This is a genomic window from Actinocrispum wychmicini, assembly GCF_004345645.1.
GTDB lineage: Bacteria > Actinomycetota > Actinomycetes > Mycobacteriales > Pseudonocardiaceae > Kibdelosporangium > Kibdelosporangium wychmicini.
On sequence record NZ_SLWS01000002.1, the window covers coordinates 397,456 to 414,889 of the forward strand.

19 protein-coding genes are annotated in these 17,434 nt (G+C 68.7%); 11 read left to right on the forward strand and 8 right to left on the reverse strand.

The annotated features are described in order from the left end of the window. Positions 1-90: 90 nt before the first annotated feature. Complete coding sequence (locus EV192_RS55635) at positions 91-330, reverse strand: hypothetical protein (RefSeq protein ID WP_243726842.1); 240 nt, start codon at positions 328-330, stop codon at positions 91-93. Between EV192_RS55635 and EV192_RS10345 the strand changes: the two genes are divergently transcribed. Continuing rightward, positions 278-871, forward strand: a complete 594-nt coding sequence (locus EV192_RS10345) for a S1 family peptidase (RefSeq protein ID WP_243726822.1) — start codon at positions 278-280, stop codon at positions 869-871. The genes EV192_RS55635 and EV192_RS10345 overlap by 53 nt on opposite strands. 28 nt (positions 872-899) lie before the next feature. On the opposite strand, the gene EV192_RS55640 is transcribed toward EV192_RS10345, so the two are convergent. After that, the gene (locus EV192_RS55640) at positions 900-1,019 is read right to left on the reverse strand and encodes a LuxR C-terminal-related transcriptional regulator (protein ID WP_243726823.1); all 120 of its coding nucleotides are present in this window, start codon (positions 1,017-1,019) and stop codon (positions 900-902) included. Here EV192_RS55640 and EV192_RS55645 point away from each other — a divergent pair. From EV192_RS55645 to EV192_RS10360, 3 genes are read left to right on the forward strand one after another with little or no spacing between them, the layout of a single operon-like run. Further along, positions 975-1,313 carry an anti-sigma factor family protein gene (locus EV192_RS55645; protein WP_243726757.1) on the forward strand — a complete coding sequence of 113 codons (339 nt, stop codon included), beginning with the start codon at positions 975-977 and terminating at the stop codon, positions 1,311-1,313. The genes EV192_RS55640 and EV192_RS55645 overlap by 45 nt on opposite strands. A gap of 44 nt (positions 1,314-1,357) precedes the next feature. Continuing rightward, the gene (locus tag EV192_RS10355; protein ID WP_132113803.1) at positions 1,358-1,669 is read left to right on the forward strand and encodes a PadR family transcriptional regulator; all 312 of its coding nucleotides are present in this window, start codon (positions 1,358-1,360) and stop codon (positions 1,667-1,669) included. Further along, the gene (locus tag EV192_RS10360; protein WP_132113805.1) at positions 1,669-2,673 is read left to right on the forward strand and encodes a hypothetical protein; all 1,005 of its coding nucleotides are present in this window, start codon (positions 1,669-1,671) and stop codon (positions 2,671-2,673) included. The genes EV192_RS10355 and EV192_RS10360 overlap by 1 nt, the downstream gene beginning before the upstream one ends. Here the strand turns inward: EV192_RS10360 and EV192_RS10365 are convergent. Then, a complete protein-coding gene (locus EV192_RS10365; protein WP_132113807.1) occupies positions 2,597-3,520 on the reverse strand; it encodes a gluconolaconase in 924 nt (307 codons plus the stop codon). The genes EV192_RS10360 and EV192_RS10365 overlap by 77 nt on opposite strands. Positions 3,521-3,660: 140 nt before the next feature. Between EV192_RS10365 and EV192_RS10370 the strand changes: the two genes are divergently transcribed. Further along, positions 3,661-4,401 (forward strand): hypothetical protein, encoded by a 741-nt coding sequence (locus EV192_RS10370; protein WP_132113809.1) that lies wholly within the window; start codon positions 3,661-3,663, stop codon positions 4,399-4,401. A gap of 11 nt (positions 4,402-4,412) precedes the next feature. On the opposite strand, the gene EV192_RS10375 is transcribed toward EV192_RS10370, so the two are convergent. Then, positions 4,413-5,942 (reverse strand): MFS transporter, encoded by a 1,530-nt coding sequence (locus EV192_RS10375; protein ID WP_132113811.1) that lies wholly within the window; start codon positions 5,940-5,942, stop codon positions 4,413-4,415. A 185-nt stretch (positions 5,943-6,127) separates the two neighbouring features. Between EV192_RS10375 and EV192_RS10380 the strand changes: the two genes are divergently transcribed. The 5 genes from EV192_RS10380 to EV192_RS10400 all read left to right on the forward strand — a co-directional run bounded on the left by EV192_RS10380 (position 6,128) and on the right by EV192_RS10400 (position 11,721). Next, the gene (locus EV192_RS10380; protein ID WP_132113813.1) at positions 6,128-7,603 is read left to right on the forward strand and encodes a S8 family peptidase; all 1,476 of its coding nucleotides are present in this window, start codon (positions 6,128-6,130) and stop codon (positions 7,601-7,603) included. A gap of 368 nt (positions 7,604-7,971) precedes the next feature. After that, on the forward strand, positions 7,972-8,343 hold the full coding sequence (locus tag EV192_RS10385) for a cupredoxin domain-containing protein (RefSeq protein ID WP_132113815.1): 372 nt from the start codon (positions 7,972-7,974) through the stop codon (positions 8,341-8,343). A gap of 317 nt (positions 8,344-8,660) precedes the next feature. Continuing rightward, complete coding sequence (locus tag EV192_RS10390; RefSeq protein WP_132113817.1) at positions 8,661-10,094, forward strand: phenylacetate--CoA ligase family protein; 1,434 nt, start codon at positions 8,661-8,663, stop codon at positions 10,092-10,094. Position 10,095: 1 nt separating this feature from the next. Then, a complete protein-coding gene (locus EV192_RS10395; RefSeq protein ID WP_132113819.1) occupies positions 10,096-11,022 on the forward strand; it encodes a hypothetical protein in 927 nt (308 codons plus the stop codon). Between the two features lie 66 nt (positions 11,023-11,088). Continuing rightward, on the forward strand, positions 11,089-11,721 hold the full coding sequence (locus tag EV192_RS10400) for a GPP34 family phosphoprotein (RefSeq protein WP_132113821.1): 633 nt from the start codon (positions 11,089-11,091) through the stop codon (positions 11,719-11,721). A gap of 1 nt (position 11,722) precedes the next feature. Here the strand turns inward: EV192_RS10400 and EV192_RS10405 are convergent, their stop codons facing one another. Both EV192_RS10405 and EV192_RS10410 read right to left on the reverse strand, forming a co-directional pair. Beyond that, on the reverse strand, positions 11,723-13,303 hold the full coding sequence (locus EV192_RS10405; RefSeq protein WP_243726758.1) for an amidohydrolase: 1,581 nt from the start codon (positions 13,301-13,303) through the stop codon (positions 11,723-11,725). Beyond that, the gene (locus EV192_RS10410; protein WP_132113823.1) at positions 13,300-14,751 is read right to left on the reverse strand and encodes an APC family permease; all 1,452 of its coding nucleotides are present in this window, start codon (positions 14,749-14,751) and stop codon (positions 13,300-13,302) included. The genes EV192_RS10405 and EV192_RS10410 overlap by 4 nt, the downstream gene beginning before the upstream one ends. Before the next feature lie 128 nt (positions 14,752-14,879). Between EV192_RS10410 and EV192_RS10415 the strand changes: the two genes are divergently transcribed. Further along, positions 14,880-15,509 carry a TetR/AcrR family transcriptional regulator gene (locus EV192_RS10415; RefSeq protein ID WP_132113825.1) on the forward strand — a complete coding sequence of 210 codons (630 nt, stop codon included), beginning with the start codon at positions 14,880-14,882 and terminating at the stop codon, positions 15,507-15,509. A gap of 4 nt (positions 15,510-15,513) precedes the next feature. Here EV192_RS10415 and EV192_RS10420 read toward each other — a convergent pair whose 3' ends face one another. Both EV192_RS10420 and EV192_RS10425 read right to left on the reverse strand, forming a co-directional pair. Then, positions 15,514-16,179 (reverse strand): response regulator, encoded by a 666-nt coding sequence (locus tag EV192_RS10420; RefSeq protein WP_132113827.1) that lies wholly within the window; start codon positions 16,177-16,179, stop codon positions 15,514-15,516. Beyond that, entirely contained in the window at positions 16,176-17,432 is a 1,257-nt protein-coding gene (locus EV192_RS10425) for a sensor histidine kinase (RefSeq protein WP_132113829.1), read from the reverse strand. Before EV192_RS10425 ends, EV192_RS10420 begins: the two co-directional genes overlap by 4 nt. Positions 17,433-17,434 lie beyond the last annotated feature (2 nt).

A 17,434-nucleotide genomic window follows, 5' to 3' on the forward strand; every position in this document is an offset into this window, starting at 1 on the left:
TGCGCGGGGTCGGTCGTTGTTCCGGTTGTGGGTGGTGGCGTTCGCCGCCGTGCTGGGGGCCGGGGCGGCGTTTGGCTACGTTTTCGCTGGTCAACAGCGCGCGGCGGCTGGGGCCGAGCAGGTCCAGGCACCGCCACAGCACAGCGTTGTCACGAGCGGTGACAGCCCGACGCCGTCGGTGGCGGCGACGACGACTTCGAGCCGGCCGGTGGTGAGCGCGATACTGCCGTTCAACGCGAAACTGACGTCGTCGGACATTCCCGTCCCGGGCGGCGGAGTGCGCAGCGGCGGGTGCAGCGGATCGCTGATCGCCCGCGAATGGGTTGTCACGGCCGGGCATTGTTTCCACGACACGAAGGACAACCGGATTGGTGGACCGCCGCCATATCATATGACGGTTACAGTGGGCAAGCTCAAGGACAGTGATCCCGGCGGTGAAACAGCGCCAGTGGTGGATGTCCGGCAGTCCCCCGTCAACGATCTCGCCGTGGTGAGACTCGCGTCGCCTGTGGACGGCATCACGCCGTTGACCATCGCGGACACGAAGCCAAAGGTCGGCCAGCGGTTGCATTTCGCCGGTTGGGGCTCGCTTTCGGCGAAAGCGGTCGCCCCGTCCGACCACCTCAAGCGCGGCGAGTTCACGGTGGCCAAAATCGGGCAGACCACTGTGGAAGCGTCGCCCGTGGTGGCCCGGACCGTGGAGAACAGCCCATGCCCGGACGACTCGGGCGCGCCGTTCTACGCGGGCGACGACAAGACGGGCACGTTGGTCGCCATCGTGAACACCGGGCCGTCGTGCCCCCAGCCCGGCCGTGAGGTCCTCGCCCGGGTGGACGTCGTCGCCGACTGGATTCGCCAGCAGATCGGCTGAGCGCCGACCGGACGCCCGGCTGGTCCGCTCAGGTGTCGGGCAGGGTCAGCCGGATGAGGTCGGTGCGCGAGGAGATCCCGGTCTTCTGGCACACCTTTCGCAGGTGGTAGTCGATCGTGCGGGTGCTGAGGAACAGTTGGGCGGCGATCTCGCGGTTGGTGGCGACGGCGGAATCGTCGCGCTGGTCGCGATCCTGCTGGTGTTGTCCGCCGTCCGGCCGCCCGCGGCGGCACCGGCCGTCGAGCCGCAACCGTCGGACCTGGCCTGCCGGGAACTCGTCGACCTCGTGACCAGTTACCTCGACGGCGTGCTGGCGCCGGACTGGCGCGCCGGACTCGACCACCACCTCCAAGACTGCGACGGCTGCACCGAGTACGTCCACCAGATCCGCGGCGTCCTCCAGGCACTCAGCGTGCTCAAACCCGCCGCGGGCACATCATGAAAGCGCCCTTGTGGCCAAGAAGTCTATCTAGGTAGACTTCTTGGATGGCTCGCCGACCGTCCGCGCAAACCGTTGCCGTACTGGCCGTTCTGGCGCACGACCCGGGAAACCCACGCTACGGCTACGAACTCGGCAAAGAGCTGGGGATCAAGGCCGGCACCCTCTACCCGATCCTGATCCGGTTGTGCCAGCGGGGTTTGCTGGACGCGTCCTGGGAGAGCGACCCACCGGTCGGGCGCCCGCCCCGGCACCTGTACCGCATCCTGGCCCCTGGCCTGCGTCTTCTGGAGCACGTACGGCAGGACAGCCCGCGTACGCAGCCGGCGCGGGGCAGCATCGCCCTGGGTGGTGCCTGATGACCCGGCACGAGGATATGGCCGGCCGCGTTCTTGCCGTGGTGGTCCGCGCGCTTCCCTTCCACCGCAAGGACTGGGGTCAAGCCATGCGCGCGGAACTGGCCGCCATCACCGAAGGGCCGGCACGCCGTCAGTTCGTCCGTGGCTGCACGCGAGCGGTCCTCCTCAGCGGTACCGCGCTGCGCACGCTGGCCGGCTATGTCGGCATGCTGGTCTTCGCCGCGGTGATCCTCCGCCAGACAGCCGACCTCCCCTCGGCGGGTGTCCGTGTCGAGGCCATCGGGCTGATCGCGGTCATCACTGTCCTGGCCTGGTGCGGTCGCCGCCGCGGCGCCCTCGGCCCGGCCGGCATCGACCTCGTTCCCCGACTGATCCGTCTCGCCGGATACGCCGCCGTCATGACCACTGTGGCCGTGCTGCTCACCACCGGAACCAACGACCCCACAGGCTGGTGGCTCGCGGCCCTCGCGGTCGGCGTCTACCTCACCGGCTTCCTGCGCGCCACCACCCAGCCCGCCGCCGACGCGCTGTCGCTGCCCATCGCCGCGACGCTCACCTTGGTGGGCCTGGCCGTGTGGTGGGTTCCCATGCTCCTGCTCATTGGCGTCCGCGCCGCGCCGATCCTCACGTTCCTCGTCGCATGCGCCCTCGTGCCCGCCGGCACCGCGCTGGGTTCGCGAACCGGCTCACCCATCAAGGGCACGCTCAGCGGACTGGCCGCCGCGGCCGTCACCCTGCTCCTGTTCTTCTTGGCCGCCGTGCTCACCTACCGGCTCGCCCCTGGCCTGGTCCCGGACATCGCCGGTCCCGGCGACGCTGGCGGCCTCACCCCCGCCGCCAAAGCCGAGACCAACCAGATCGAGTCCATCGACCCCTACGTCGCCGACTTCCTGCTCGGCGCGGTGCTCAGCGGCATCCTGACCGCCGTCAGTGTCCGTCGACGTCCAGGCGTCGCAACAGGAATTCGTCGCTTCCCTGGGGAAGTGTATCCAGCCGACCGCTGAGCACATAGACGCCGCAACGACTGTTGGCCATCGTGGTGGGTGCTGGGTCCGGCCAAGGCCGACTCACGGTCACGCCCGCCGTGGACCAGTTGTCTTTCGACTGCAGCGTGACCACACGGTTGGCAGCGGTGTTGTCCACTGCCTCCAGTGTGTTGTGGCCGCGCAGCAGCAGTCCGTCCGGAGCGCCGATCGGTTGATCGACGGTGACCTGCGTGAGGTTGGTGCCACTCAACTTGTAGAGCGCGCGTGCGGAGGATTGTGCGATCAGCAGGAACCCGCGCGGGTGCCACACGATTCCGTTGGCGCCGTTGCCACGGCCCACCGGCTGCAGCCGGTCGTCGCGCATCAGGACGGTGGGCGAGCCCTTCAACGGCACGCGGTAAATGGCGCCACTGAGGGAATCGGTGACGTAGGCGGTGCCGTCCGGTGTGAGGGCGACGTCGTTGCCGAAGTGCTGACGGGTGGGATCAAGCGCGCCAAGGTCGTGGTAGGCCAGTCGCCGTCCGGTGCGCAGGTCGTAGACGCCCAGTCCGGCGGTCTTGTTCAGGGTCTGGGGCGTTGTCCGGGAACTCAACCCGACGTCGCCGTTGACGACCAGCAGCCGGCCCCGCTTCGCGTCCACCGTCATGCCCATGGTGGTGACCAGCACAGGGTCGTTGACGAGGGTCCGGACGGTGCCGTCGGTCTGCACGACCGAGACGGTGCCCTGGGTGACCGAACCGACCAGGAAGTGGTCCCTGATCGGATCGTAGCCGACACCCTCGGGCTGCAGCCGAGCCGCGGAACCGTGGATGACATCGGCACAGTCACAGGTTCGCGCACTCGCGGTGGCCGGGGCGACCGCCATTGCCAGGACCACGGAGAGGACAACCAACCCGCTAGCCTTCATAAGGCTGTCATACCTCCGGCCTGCCGGCGCTCACAACCCGTCATCAGTCGTGAGGCATGATCACAGTGCGGGATACCGAATGAGACTGGGGATGAGCGATGGACAACGCGTACGGCAACGAGTCCAAACGGATCGAGAAGACCAACGCCGAGCGGTATCAGGCGTCCGCGCAGTACGGCTGGCAGTTCCGGCCGGACGCACCGGAACTCCTGGACCGGTGGAACGTCATGCCGTTCACGCAGCGCGGTGACAAACGGCTCGCGTTCGGCGTGCTCTCCGGTGCGTACCAGGGGCTGCCGTTCACGATGTTCGACTTCCACCGCCGCCCCAAGGTGACCAGCTCCTACACCAAGTACACGCATCGGCACATGAACGACCGGGACACCATCGAGATCGAGTCGGTGTGGGTGGTCACGCTGCGGGCGCCGATGCCCCGGTTCCAGATCGTCAGCAGCACCGCACCGACCTACGAGGTCGACCACTACCCCGAGCCGCCCACGTACGACCCGAAGTTCAACCGGTGGTACAAGATCATCGACACCGACCCGCAGGTCGCCACGCAGCTCCTCACGCCGCCCGTGATGTCGACGATGCGGCAGCTCAAGACCCACAACTGGGCCCTGGTGGGCACTGATCTGGTCTACGTGGAGAACCCCATCTTCGGGCGCACGAAACCGGACGAGGTGCTGCAGGCGCTGGGCAAGCTGTACACCCTCGTGTCCCTGCTGCCCATCGGTCCGCCCGCCCCGCCGCAGTACCAACAACCGCAGCCCAACTTCCAGTACCAGCAACCGTATCCGCAGTACAGATACCCGCAACCCGGGTATCCGCAGCGCTGACAGCCATCGCGTCAGTGGTTCTCCAGGACGGGAACCGGCTTTTCGATGACGGCTGGGCGGGTCCTGCGCAGCGCGATCATGCCGACCACTGCGAACACCACGACAATCGCGGTACCGATACCGGCGACGGTGTGCAGTCCGGATGAGAAGGCATCCCGTGCGGTGGCAAGGACACCGTCGGCCAGCGAACCGGGAAGAGTGCTGGCCGCCCGCAGGGCTCCGGCCATGCTGTCCGTCGCCTGAGCGGCGGCCTCGGCGGGCACCTGGGCGGGAATGGCGACCTGGTCGCGGTAGACGGCCGTGCTGATGCTGCCGAACACCGCGATCCCCATGGCGATCCCGAATTCGGCGCTGGTCTCGGACATCGCCGAGGCGGCACCGGCCTTCTGCGGTGGGACCGAGCTGACCACCATCTCGGTGCACAGCACGCCCTGCGGCCCCATCCCGAAGCCGGCGATCGACATGCCCACGACCACGAACGCCACCCCGCCGGTTCCGGCGGCCTGCGTGAACAGCACGATCCCGCCGGCCGCGACCAGCATCCCGAAACCGAGCACGAACTCCGGCCGGAACCGCTGTGCCAGCCGTGGCGCGATCATCGACCCGACCACCACCGCACCGGCCTGCGGCACCAGCCAGAGCCCGGCCTGCGCCGCGTTCAGCCCGGCGACCATCTGCAGGTACTGGCTGACCAGCAGGAAGACGCCGCCCATGGTGACCGCGCCGACCAGCATGATGCTCACCGCCGCGCTGAACGCCCGCACCCGGAACAGCCGCAGGTCCAGCATCGGGTCGGCCAGGCCGCGCTGCCGGCGGACGAACACCGCGCCGACTGACAGGCCCACGGCGAGCACGACCAGGTTGACCAACGACACGCCGTCCTTGGCGGTTTCCTTGAGGGCGTAGATGATCGGCAGGATCGCGCCCAGCGACAGGGCCACGCTCGCCAGGTCGAGCCGTCCGGCGGCGGTGTCGCGGTACTCCGGCAGCAGCTTCGGCGCGGTGGCCAGCAGCAGCACCATCACCGGCACGGACATCAGGAACACCGAGCCCCACCGGAAGTGCTCCAGCAGCACGCCGCCGACCACCGGCCCGATCACCATGCCGCCCATGAAGCAGCTCATCCACACCGCGATCGCGGTCCCGCGCTGCTTGGGGTTCTGGAACATGTTGCTGATCAGCGCCAACGTGGACGGCATCAGCGTCGCGCCGGCGATCCCGAGCACGGCCCGTGCCCCGATCAGCATCTCCGGGCTGGTCGCGAAGGCCGCCACGATCGACGCCACGCCGAACGCGGCACCGCCGATCATCAGCAGTTTCCGCCGGCCGATCCGGTCGCCCAGGGTGCCCATCGTGACCAGGAAACCGGCGATCATGAAGCCGTAGATGTCGATGATCCACAACAGTTGGGTGCTGCTCGGCCGCAGGTCGGCGGCCAGGTGCGGGACTGCCAGGTGCAGCACGCTCATGTCCAGCGACAACAGCAGGGTCGGCAGCGCCAGCACCGCCAACCCCAGCCACTCGCGTCGTCCTGCCCTCATCGTCGTCTCCCGGTGGTCTCGATCGTCTCGTCTCACCCTTCCGTCGAACGGCGGCGGCCCAGATCGACACCGCGGTCGAAGAAGTCTTCGCCGGGCCGACCTGCGACCGATAGATCGTCGGTTGTCCGGATCTCGCCGTCCGGCGGACACTCGACAGGTCGTCAGAACTCCGAGGGGATGGGCTCATGGGCGCGGTAGTCGGATCGTGGCGTCGTCGGACTGTGGGGACGTTGGCACTGGCCTTGGTGGGCGCGACGCTGCTGGCGCCAGCCGCTCAGGCTGACGAGCAGCCCGAGTCCGTGCCGGCGCTCACTTCGGAGCCGACCATCACCGAGGCGCCTGGGCAGCTCGTCATGCCTTACGTCGTGGTGACCAAGGGTGGACTCCGGGACACCTGGCGGGCCGAGCGCGCCGTGCGTGGCTCAGGCGGCAAGGTCGTCTCTTCCTATCCGCAGATCGGCGTGGTGGTGGCGTACTCGACCGACGACGGCTTCGCCGCGCGGTTGCGTCAGGTGCGCGGCGTCGAAGCGGTCGGGGCGACGCGCACGGCCAAGATCCCGGTCGAGTTCTTCGCCCCGCGCAAGGACTTGGTGTACACCGGCCCGGGGTCGCCGGACAGCGCCAAGGTGCCGGCCGAGGGCGCCGCCTGGGACGTGGCGGCCATCGGCGTCGACCGGGCGCACCAGGTGACCACCGGTGACCGTGATGTGGTGGTCGGCGTCCTGGACACCGGCGTGGACGACCAACACCCGGAACTCACCCGTGCGGTGGACACCGGCAAGTCGGTGTCCTGCCTGTCCGGCTGGGCCGACCGCGGCCGGGCGGCGTGGCGCCCGACGCTGGACGGGCACGGCACCCACGTGGCCGGCACGATCGCGGCCGCCCGGAACGGGACGGGCGTGGTCGGCGTCGCCCCAGGGGTCCGGATCGCCTCGGTGAAGCTGGCGGAGCTGGACGACACCGAGACCGCGGAGAGCATGGTGTGCGGTTTCGTCTGGGCCGCCGAGCACGGTTTCCGGATCGCCAGCAACAGCTACCGAGCCATCCCGTGGCGCTACCACTGCCCCGCGCAGGTCGACCAGGCCGCGATCCTGGCAGCCGTCGGCCGCGCCGTGCAGTACGCGCAGCGCCGTAACGTCCTTGTCGTCGCCTCAGGCGGCAACGCGGGCCTCGACCTGAACAACCGCAAGGTGGACAACGAAAGCCCAGCGGACAGCACACCGGTCAGCCGCATGATCGACAACAGCTGCATCCGGCTGCCGCACGAACTGCCCGGCGTGGTGGGTACCGGCGCGGTGGACGAGAAGCTGCTCAAGGCCAGTTTCTCGAACTACGCGATCGGCCCGATCGCGGTGGCGGCGCCCGGGGTTCGGGTGTGGTCGACGTGGCCGGGCGGGCTGTACCGGTCGCTCAGCGGAACCTCGATGGCGGCGCCGCACGCCGCCGGTGTGGCCGCGTTGATCGCCAGCGAGCATCCACACTGGCCAGCCTCGCGACTGGCCCGCGCCCTGTTCGCCGACGCGACCCGGCTGCCGTGCCCCGAGCTCTACGACCCGAATGGAGACGGCAAGCCGGACGCGGTCTGCACCAGCGCGGGCGGCCAGACCAGCTTCTACGGCCACGGGCTGGTCGACGCCGCGAAGGCAGTTCGGGGCCATTGAGCTCCCCGGCCGGTCGGAAATTCACCATCCCGAAAATGGCGCATTTCCAACCGAGTTTCACCTAACGTGACCACAGCGACCACTTTCCGCGATTTCAATCGGCCGTTTGAACCCGACCCGATTGGCGCGTGACAAATGTCGTAGCAGTTTCCTGAATTGTTCCATTTGTGCGATAACGGTGATTCGATTGTGTTCGTAACGACGGTTTGATCTTATTCGCGGAGCTGCCCGGAGTTTTCTTCCCGTTGACGGTTCTCTGACGAGCCGGTGAACCGTATGCTCACTCGTCAAGGATCCGACGATTCAATGAACGGGTGACGGCGAGGCCGCGCTATCGACGGCCGTGCAATTGCGGACGGAGTCTTATCGTGTCAATTCCGCGGATACTCTTCGCTATTCCCTTGCTGGTGGCCGGGGCGTTCCTGCCGGCCGCGGGCGCCGAACCGCCCGCGCCGCCGTCCGGTGACGTCGGCATGGCCCACGAGACGTTCACGACCGACGTGATCACCATCCACCGCGGCGAAACCCTGACGCTGGTGAACAACTCGCGGTGGGCGCACATCATCGGCCCCGGCCAGGACGGCACGCTCACCGACGCCGACGCGGTGCCGATGCACATGCGCGTGATGACGGAGACGAACGACAGTTACACAACGCCACCGTGGAACGAGACGGGCACCTTTTACCTCACGTGTTCGATGCACCCGGAGATGACGGTCAAGGTGATTGTCACCGACTGAGGCGACTACTCACGAGCAATGTGGGTAGCACAGCGTGGCCACCTGACGGTCACGCTGGGTCAAATTGTCCCGACAAGTGTTCGAAGGGAGGTTCGCCATGCGTTCACTCGTAACCGGCTTCAAGCACGCTCGTTACGTGATGGGTTCACTGACCGCGGTTCTGTTCACTGCGGCCAGTGGCGCGTCTCTGTAACTCACCGATCGCCGCCGGCCGCCCCACCCGGGTTCGCCGTGCGCGGTCTCCCAACGGACCGGGCGGCGTTCCGCGATGAGCGTCGCCCGGTTTCCAGACGCGATGACAAAGAAAGGAGTGGCAAATGTTCGAGACCGGGATCAGGCAGTTGCGGATGGCGATGGGAATGGTCCGGGGGCGTCGGCTGGACACCCGCAACATCACCAGGCTCGTCGACGACGCACTGGCCACCCTCCGCGAGTTCGGCGAACCGGGCGCGGACGCCCGGGACCTGATCGACGGCCCGCTCACCGATCCGGCGGCTCGGCTCGACTTCGCCACCGAGGGTGTTCGACGCACCGCCACCCGGCTCGCGTCGCAGTCCCCCTTCTACGCCCGCCGGTTCGCGTCCGCCGGCGTACCGCCGGCCAAGCTCGACGTCGCCGGCCTGGCCGCGGTCCCGGTCACCGTCAAACGCGACCTGGTGGAGCGGCCGGACGACTTCCAGTGCGCCGACACCAGCCGCTATCTGGCGACCCGCACCACAGGCACCAGCGGCCGGCCGGCCGAGATCTGGATGTCGCGCTACGAGATGGACCTCTGGCCGGCCATCGGCTCACTGGCCGCCGTGCTCCGCGACGACCTCCGGCCCAGCGACGTCATGCAGGTCAACATCAGCTCCCGCGCGACGGCCGCGGTCCACCTCGACGTCGCCTGCTGCCGCCTAGTCGGCGCCGCCTGCCGCGTGCTGGGCACCGTGCCACCGGACGACGCGCTCGACAGCCTGGCCGAGCAGGGCGCGACGCTGTTGGCGACCACCCCGAGCTACCTCGGCGAGCTTGAAGCAGCGGCGCGCCGGCGCGGTATGGGCCCGGACGACTTCCAGCTGCGCCGCGTCGACGTCGGTGGCGAGGTGCTGTCCACCAGCCTGGTCGCGGCCGCGCGGGAGACGTTCGGCGTGCCCGGGGTCAACGACCTGTTCGCGATGACCGAGGTGGTGCCGGTGACCGGGCGGATGTGTGGCCACGGACATCTGCACCACGACATCAACATGGGGCTGGTCGAATACCTGGACCTCGAGTCCGGTGAGCCGGCCGAACCCGGCGCGCTCGCCACGGTCGTGGTCACCCCGTTCTTCCCGTACCGCGACTGCATGCCCGTCTTCCGGTACGACACGCGCGACGTCGTCCAGTGCCTGCCCGACGAGCCGCTCACCTGTGAAGTCGCCGGCCTGCCCGGCACCGGGCCGATCGTCGGCAAGGCCGACCAGCTGGTCCGGCTCGGCCCCGGCGACATCGTCACGCCGAGACAGCTGATCGAGGCGATCGAGGCGCTGCCGACCCGCCCGTGGCCGGCCCGATTCCGCTCCACCGTCGACAATGGACGGTTGCGGCTCACGGTGCCGGCGTCCGTGGTGGACGGCCTGAGCGAGGGCGCGGCCACCGGCCACTTCGCCGACCGCGGCCTGGACGTGGACCTCGATCTCGTGCCCGACGACGAGGCTCCTGCACTCCGCCACCTGCGCAGCGACCTGCACGAGACGACGTTCACCGTCCGTCCGACCCTGATCGGAGCTTGACATGCTGACCAGCGGCATCCTCAGCCCCGTCCTGTCGAGATCCATCTTCGAGCTGTTCGTGTCGGTGATCGGCGCGCTCGCGACGAGCCTCGGCGCGCTGCTCTACCTGCTCCGGGTCCGGCTCGACCGACCGGCCATCGGCAAGTTCAACGGGCGGGACGTCCTCATCCTGTTCGTGTTCCTGGCGATCCTGCCGGCCGTGTACCTGGTCCTCCCCCGCTGGGCGGTGACGTCCCTGCTGTCACTGACCTTCATGGCGTCGCTCTCCATCGGCTTCCGGCCGCTGTTCAACCCGACCCCGTTGTGGGTGGGCATCGGCGTGCTGCTCGGCGGGAACATCTGGCTCGGCCAGAACGCGCTCGGCACGGTTCCCGGCTGGCAGGCGTTCTGGGCCGAGACCAGTGTCGTCGTGGTCCTCGGCGCGGTGTCGGTCGCCAACCTGTACGTGCAGGGCGGCATGCAACTGCGGCACGTGGCCTGGTTCGCCGTCGGGCTCGCCGTCTACGACGCGGTCTTCACCGTCGCGATCCCCGTGTCGAACCTGCTCGTGCGGGAGTTCGTCGGGTACCCGCTGTTCCCGGCGGTGGGCATGCGGATCGGTTTCGACGAGGCCATCGTGGGTCTGGGCGACCTGCTGGTGTACGGCCTGTTCACGGCCGCCGCACTCAAGGCGTACGGCTGGCCGGCGGTACGGCTCGCACTGGTCCTCGTGGTCGTGTTCGGCGCCGCGATGCCCGCCCTGTCCTCACTCCTGATCGACTACATCGACGCCCGCGCGGACATCGTCATCCCGGCGCAAACCTGGTTCGGGCCGGCTGCGTACATCGGATACCGATGGCTGCGCCACCGGTACGGTCCCGAGCGCACCATGCGGGAGTTCCTGGCGAGCAGGACCGTCGTCCCCGATCTTGTCGCGGTGCCGGCCTAGTTCCTCCACATCGGTGGTAGGGTCCATTCAGGACGGTTAGGCCGCACGAGTTGGGACCCGACAAGGATGTTCGGCACAGACACGGTCGCCACCAAGTTCGTTTTGTGTACCCGTACGGACACCGGCAAGTCGACGCTTGCCGCGACCGCCGCCGGGGTCGGCACAGCGGCCGCGCTCATCTGCGACCTGCTGCTCACGCGACAGGGAAGGCTGCACGACGGGATCGTCGTGACCCGGCCCGGCGCGCGCTCGAGCCATCCGTTGACCGACCTCACCCTCAACCGGTTGACCGGCCGCCGGTCGACCAGTGACTGCCTGCACATCCTCGGCGCGGACGCCTACAGTGTGGTCACCGACCACCTGGTGGACACCGGCGTACTTCGCTTTGTCCGCAACGGTCGTTGGTGGGCCAGTCACCCTGTCGTCCAGCCGGTCGACCCGAACGTGGCCGCGGCACCGGCCGCGAGGCTGGCCGTCCGACTGAGCCGAGGCCAACGGATGGACCTTGGCGACACGGTTCTCGTCGGCCTGCTCGCCGCCATCGGCATCGACCACCGGCTGCCTGTCGACGACGCCCACACCGCACGCCATCACTTGGCCAGGCTCCTGGACACACTGCCGACGCCGTTCAGCGAGCTGTTCCGGGAGACGGCCACGGCCGCCAACGCCCGGCGCACATCCCCGGGCCGTCTCCTGTAGATCAAGCCCTGTGCACGACTTTGCCAGACACCACAGTCATGGCGATCGGCGCGTCGGCCAGCTCGTCCGGATCGGCGCGCAGCGGATCGACGGTGAACACGGTGAGATCCGCGCGTGCGTCGGCCACTGTCCGGCCGATCTGACCGGCGGCCGCAGCGGCCATGGATGTGTAGCCCTCCAACGCCATCAGCGCGGTCAGTCCCTGGTTCGGTTGTACCGGCGGCACTTCGGGCTGACCGGCCGGCCGCCGCAGGCGCGCGGTGGCCAGGCTCCGGCGCGCGTCGAACGGGGCGACCGGCCAGTCGGAGCCGAGGACGACCGGGACGCCTGCGGCGCGCAGGTCGCGGCAACGCCAGGCCCGGTCGGCCCGCTCGTCGCCCAGCCGGACCGACCAGTTGTCGGTGTGGTCGGCCCTGGTGTAGTGGCTGTGCAACGGTTGCATGCTGGCGACTACCCGCTGCCGGCGGAACCGGTCGATCAACCCGGTCGGCAGGGTTTCGATGTGCTCGATCCGATGGGACGGCGAACTTCCGAGCCCGTCAAGCGCGTCAAGGACATGCCGTACGGCGGCGTCGCCGATGGCATGTGTCGCGGTGGGAACGCCGGCAGCGGCGAGCGTCCGCACGGCTTTGGTGTAGTCCATGGGGTCGGGCCAGAAGCTGTCCGTCGATTCCCCGTGTGTGTCGGGCTGTTCCAGCCATGCCGTCCCGTTGTCGACCGTGCCGTCGATCATGAACTTGACTCCGCCGATCTCCCAGCGACGGCCACCCCGCCCCTGCATGGCAACCAGCTCCGCCAAGCCGTCGGCGTCCACACCGGGTACGCACCACGGGGCGAACCGAAGGCGCACCGGCAGATCACCCAGGTTCTCGGCGGCGGACACAACGGCCTCGCTGTCACCGAGCAGGTCCATGACGTGGCCACCGGTGATCCCCGTCGCGGCCATTTCGGTGAGGAGCGTGTACAGCCGCGCGGCCCGTTCCGCGACCGGCTCCTGCGGGATGAGGTCGGCCACCAGATCCATGGCCGCGGACTCCAGCAGCAGGCCGGTCGGCCGGCCGTTCTCGCCGCAGACGACGCTCGCCCGCTGCTGAAACCGTTGGGGCCCATCGACTCCGGCGACCCGCAGCGCGGCCGGGGTGGCCAGCGCGGAGTGCGCGTCGGACAGCCGCACGAAGGCCGGCCGACCGCCCACCGCCGCCTCGATCGGCGCGCTGGTGACCGGCATGCCCTCGAAGACGTTCGGATCCAGTCCCCATCCCTGCACCCAACCGTCGGGCGCCGGACCGGCGGCGGCCAACAGCCCGACGACCTCCGCGAGCGACCGGGCGCCCGACAGGTCGACACCCGCGGTCAACTGGAGACCCGACACCGGGTGGATGTGCCCGTCGATCAGGCCGGGTGTCACCACGGCACGGCCCAAGTCGATGACTTCCGTGCCGGAACCACGCCAATCCCTTACGTCCCGCCGGTTTCCGACGGCGACCACAACACCGTCGGCCATCGCGATCGCCTCGGCGGGACGGCCGTCGCCGGCCAAGGTGTGCACTGTGTCGGCACACACCACAAGGTCCGGATTCACACGGACACCCCTTCGGACACGACGGCGTCCTCGCCGATGCGCGCGTACGTCGCCGGTCGCCTGCTCCGCAACCAGAGGGCGACCAGGCCACCCGCCAGGAGCGTCACCGGGACCACACTGACCAACAGGACGTTGACCGTGGCCGTGGTGTTCGTGAGCAGGCCGACGTTGTCCACCAGGAGATAAGTGGCGACAGTCAGCAGCACAGTGGACACTATTCCGGCGGCCACCGCCGTCGACGTACTCGCCGCTTTGTTGCGTCGCAAGAAGTACACGACAGTGGCGATCGCGGTCAAGGTCTGCAGGACCACGACCCCGACCACGCCTGGCGTGTTCACCCCCAACAACAGCCGGGTGTACGGATCGGCGCCGGCGATGGCGAACGCCCCGATCACGACCACCGCGAGCACGGTCTGCACGACGCTTGCCCGGACCGGCGACCTGAAGCGAGGATGAACCTTCCCCATCCACGCCGGCAGGACGCCGTCCCGCGCGAGGGCATAGGTGTACCGCGTGATCGCGTTGTGGAAGGCGAGCTGTGACGCGTAGACGCTGCTGATCACCAGCAAATGCATCAGCGTGCTGGCCCAAGGCCCGACGTAGGTTCCGATCGCGGTGAAGAACAGGCCGGCGATGTCGTCGCCGGCCGCGGCGACCGCGTGCTCGCTGCCGACCGCCTGGATGACCGACCAGACGATGAAGCTGTAGAAGATCGCCATGAACCCCGCGGCGAAATAGGTGGCGCGGGGGATCGTGCGCTCGGGGTCACGCGCCTCCCGGCGATAGAGCACTGTGGACTCGAAGCCGATGAACGCGCCGAAGCAGAACGACATGGCCGCGCCCATACCCGGGCCGAACGCCGCGGCCGGCGTGTAGGACTTCGCGTCGAGACCCGATGCGCCACCGTGGGTCAGGACGCCGATGGCCATCAGCAGCAGGATCCCCGACTCCAGGACCAGCAGGACACCCAGCACCTTCGCACCCACGTCGATCCCCAGCCAGGCCACCACCAGCACCAGCGCGACGGCGACGAGCGCGATGACCGGCCATGGCACGTTCACACCGAACACGTCGGCCAGCGTCGCCTGGGCCTGCGCGGCGAGCAGCCCGTACACCCCGATCTGCAGGGCGTTGTACGACACCAGCGCCAGCAGCGCGGCGGCCAGACCCCATGCCTTGCCAAGTCCTTTCGCGATGTAGGCATAGAACGCGCCCACACTGCCCACATGCCGCGTCATCCGGGTGAACGCGACCGCGAAAACGGTGAGCACCGCGCCCGCGGCGAGATAGCCGGCGGGCGCGCCGATCCCGCCGATCATGATGGCCAGCGGTGCCACGCCGGCCATCACGGTCAGCGGCGCCGCGGCGGCCACGACCATGAACACCAGACTGCCGGTGCCTAGGACACCACGTCTGAGCTGGCCGTCACCGGCTGGGGAAGTGGTCATGGCGGATCCTCTCGGAGCCTGCGAAGCTTAACCGAACGAGATTCGCTTAAGGATGCAGAGCGCACCCCGAGTCGTCAAGGATTTCGTACGAACAAGGGTCGATCTGTTGCGGATATAGTGGAGAACTTGTGGCTCAACGACGGAAACGGTTGCTCAGTGTCGAATCAATCCTGGACGCGGCCCTGGCCTGCGTCGACGACTCCGGCCGACTGACCATGGCCGACCTGGCCGCGCGTCTCGGCGCGAGCGCGTCGTCCATCTACCACCACCTGCCCGGCCGGGCGGCGATCATCGAGGCCCTGCGGGAACGGCTCGGCGACGAGATCGGTCCGCCCCCGATGGACGGCAGCGACTGGGACGCGCAGATCCGCCAGTGGATGCGCTCCTACCGACAGGCGATGGCCGAGCACCCCAACCTGATCCCGCTGCTGACCGAGCAGACGATGACCGCGGGCACGGTCCTGCGCGGCTACGAGCAGATCGTGACGCTGCTGACCCAGGTCGGCGCGCCCGCGGCCGACATAGCGCTGTGGATCAGCGTCCTGGACAGCTACGCCCTCGGGTCAGCCCTTGACCTCGCCGCCCCGGACGAGGTGTGGCACGCCGACCCGGACACCCTCCCCGCGCTCGCCGAAGCGATCAGCATGGCACCGCGCGGACGCCCCCGCGCCGACAAGGCATTCGAACTGGGCCTGAACGCGCTGCTGGCCGGAATGCGTGACCAACTTGGCGGGTCGTCCGCCGCGTCGGTCTCATGATCGCTCAGTGTCCGGTCGGCCGGATCAGACCTGTTTCGTAGGCGAAGACCGCGGCCTGGGTACGGTCGCGCAGGCCCAGTTTGATCAGGATCCGGCTGACATGTGTCTTGACGGTCTGTTCCGCCACGACCAGCTGTTCGGCGATTTCGGAGTTCGCGAGGCCTTGCGCGATCAGGGACAGCACCTCGGTCTCCCGTTCGGTCAGGTCGCCGACGCGTTCCTTGAGTGGGGCGCGGGGCCGGTCGGATATCCGGGAGAACTCGGCGATGAGGCGTTTGGTGACACTGGGGGCGAGCAGTGCCTCGCCGGCTGCCACCACTCGGACCGCCTCGGCGAGCTCGATCGCGGAGGCGTCCTTGAGCAGGAACCCGGACGCGCCCGCGCGCAGCGCCTCGTAGACGTACTCGTCGAGGTCGTAGGTGGTCAGGACGATGACTTTCACGGCGGTGTCGGCGGTGACCCGACGAGTCGCCTCGATACCGTCCATTTCGGGCATCCGGATGTCCATCAGGACGACATCGGGGGTGAGCTCGGCGACCTGGGCGACCGCGTCGGCGCCGTTCACGGCCTGGCCGACCACCTCGATGTCGGGCTCGGCGCCCATCAGTACGGCCAGGCCCTGGCGGACCATCTTCTGGTCGTCGGCGATCAGAACGCGGATGGTCGTCATGGCGTGTCCTCGGCCGGAGTCGTGGTCGTCGGCAGGGTGGCGGTCACGTCGTATCCGCCGTCCGGAGTGGCTCCGTTGGTCAGTGCGCCGCCCAGCATGGCGGTGCGCTCACGCATGCCGAGCAGGCCGTGCCCCTGCCCTGGTGCGGCCGTACCGGGCCGGGTCGGGGCGGTGTTGGCGACCCGGATCGTGACCTCGGACCGCTGGTATCCGATCTCCACCCTCGCCGCGGCGCCCGGCGCGTGCCGGAGCACGTTGCTGAGCGCCTCCTGGACGATGCGGTAGGCCGAAAGTTCGACACCCGACGGAAGCGGGCGCGGATCGCCCGTGATCTGTGTCGTGACCGCGAGGCCGGTGCGACGCACCGTCAGGATCAGCTCGTCCAACTGGTCGAGACTGGGTTGCGGGGCGTACCGCGTGTCCTCGGCCTGCAGAGCCTCCTCGGAACGCAGGACGCCGAGCACCCGGCGCAGTTCGGTGAGCGCCTCGACGGCGCTGTCCCGGATGCCGGCGAGGTTCTCCGTCAACGCCTCGGGCGGGTTCTCGACAAGGTGCGTGGCGACCTGAGCCTGAATCGAGATGACGGACATGTGGTGCGCGACCACGTCGTGTAGTTCGCGCGCGATGCGGTTGCGCTCCTGAAGGTGAGCCAGTTGGGTGCGCCCCTCGGCAAGGATCTTCTCCCGCTCCACCAGCTTGTCCCGGGCCACCTGGCGGCCGCGCAGTGAAGCACCGACCACCACGGTGGCGACGAGGATCGTGACGGTGAGCGCAATGTCCCGATCGCGCTCGGCGGCGAACAGCATGATCACTTCGATCGAGACGCTGATCCCCAGCGTCTCGGCAGTGACCCGGGGGCGGCTCCGCAGCGCGACCATGAACAGCACCGCGACGCGCATCGCGATCTCGACACCTGTCCAGGTCGGGCTCGTACCGGTGATGGCCAAGACCATCAGCACACCGTCGACCGCCGTCACCATCCACCAAGCCACGATCGGGCGATACAGCGTGACGACAAGTGCCATCGCCAGAACCGCCGCGACCGGGTAGCCGAACGTGCCCAACTGGTCGGCGCGACCGTACTCATTGGCCGTGGCGGCGAACAGCGCCGCAGCCAACAACGTGAACACCAATGTCGCGGACGCCGACAGCCATCGGGGCGTGTGCCCGTGCCGGTCGGAGGTGTCCGTCAGCAGGTCCTCGCGCAGCATGCGCGGCACCCTCCGCACGGCTTCCCCGAATCGCCTGTCCATCG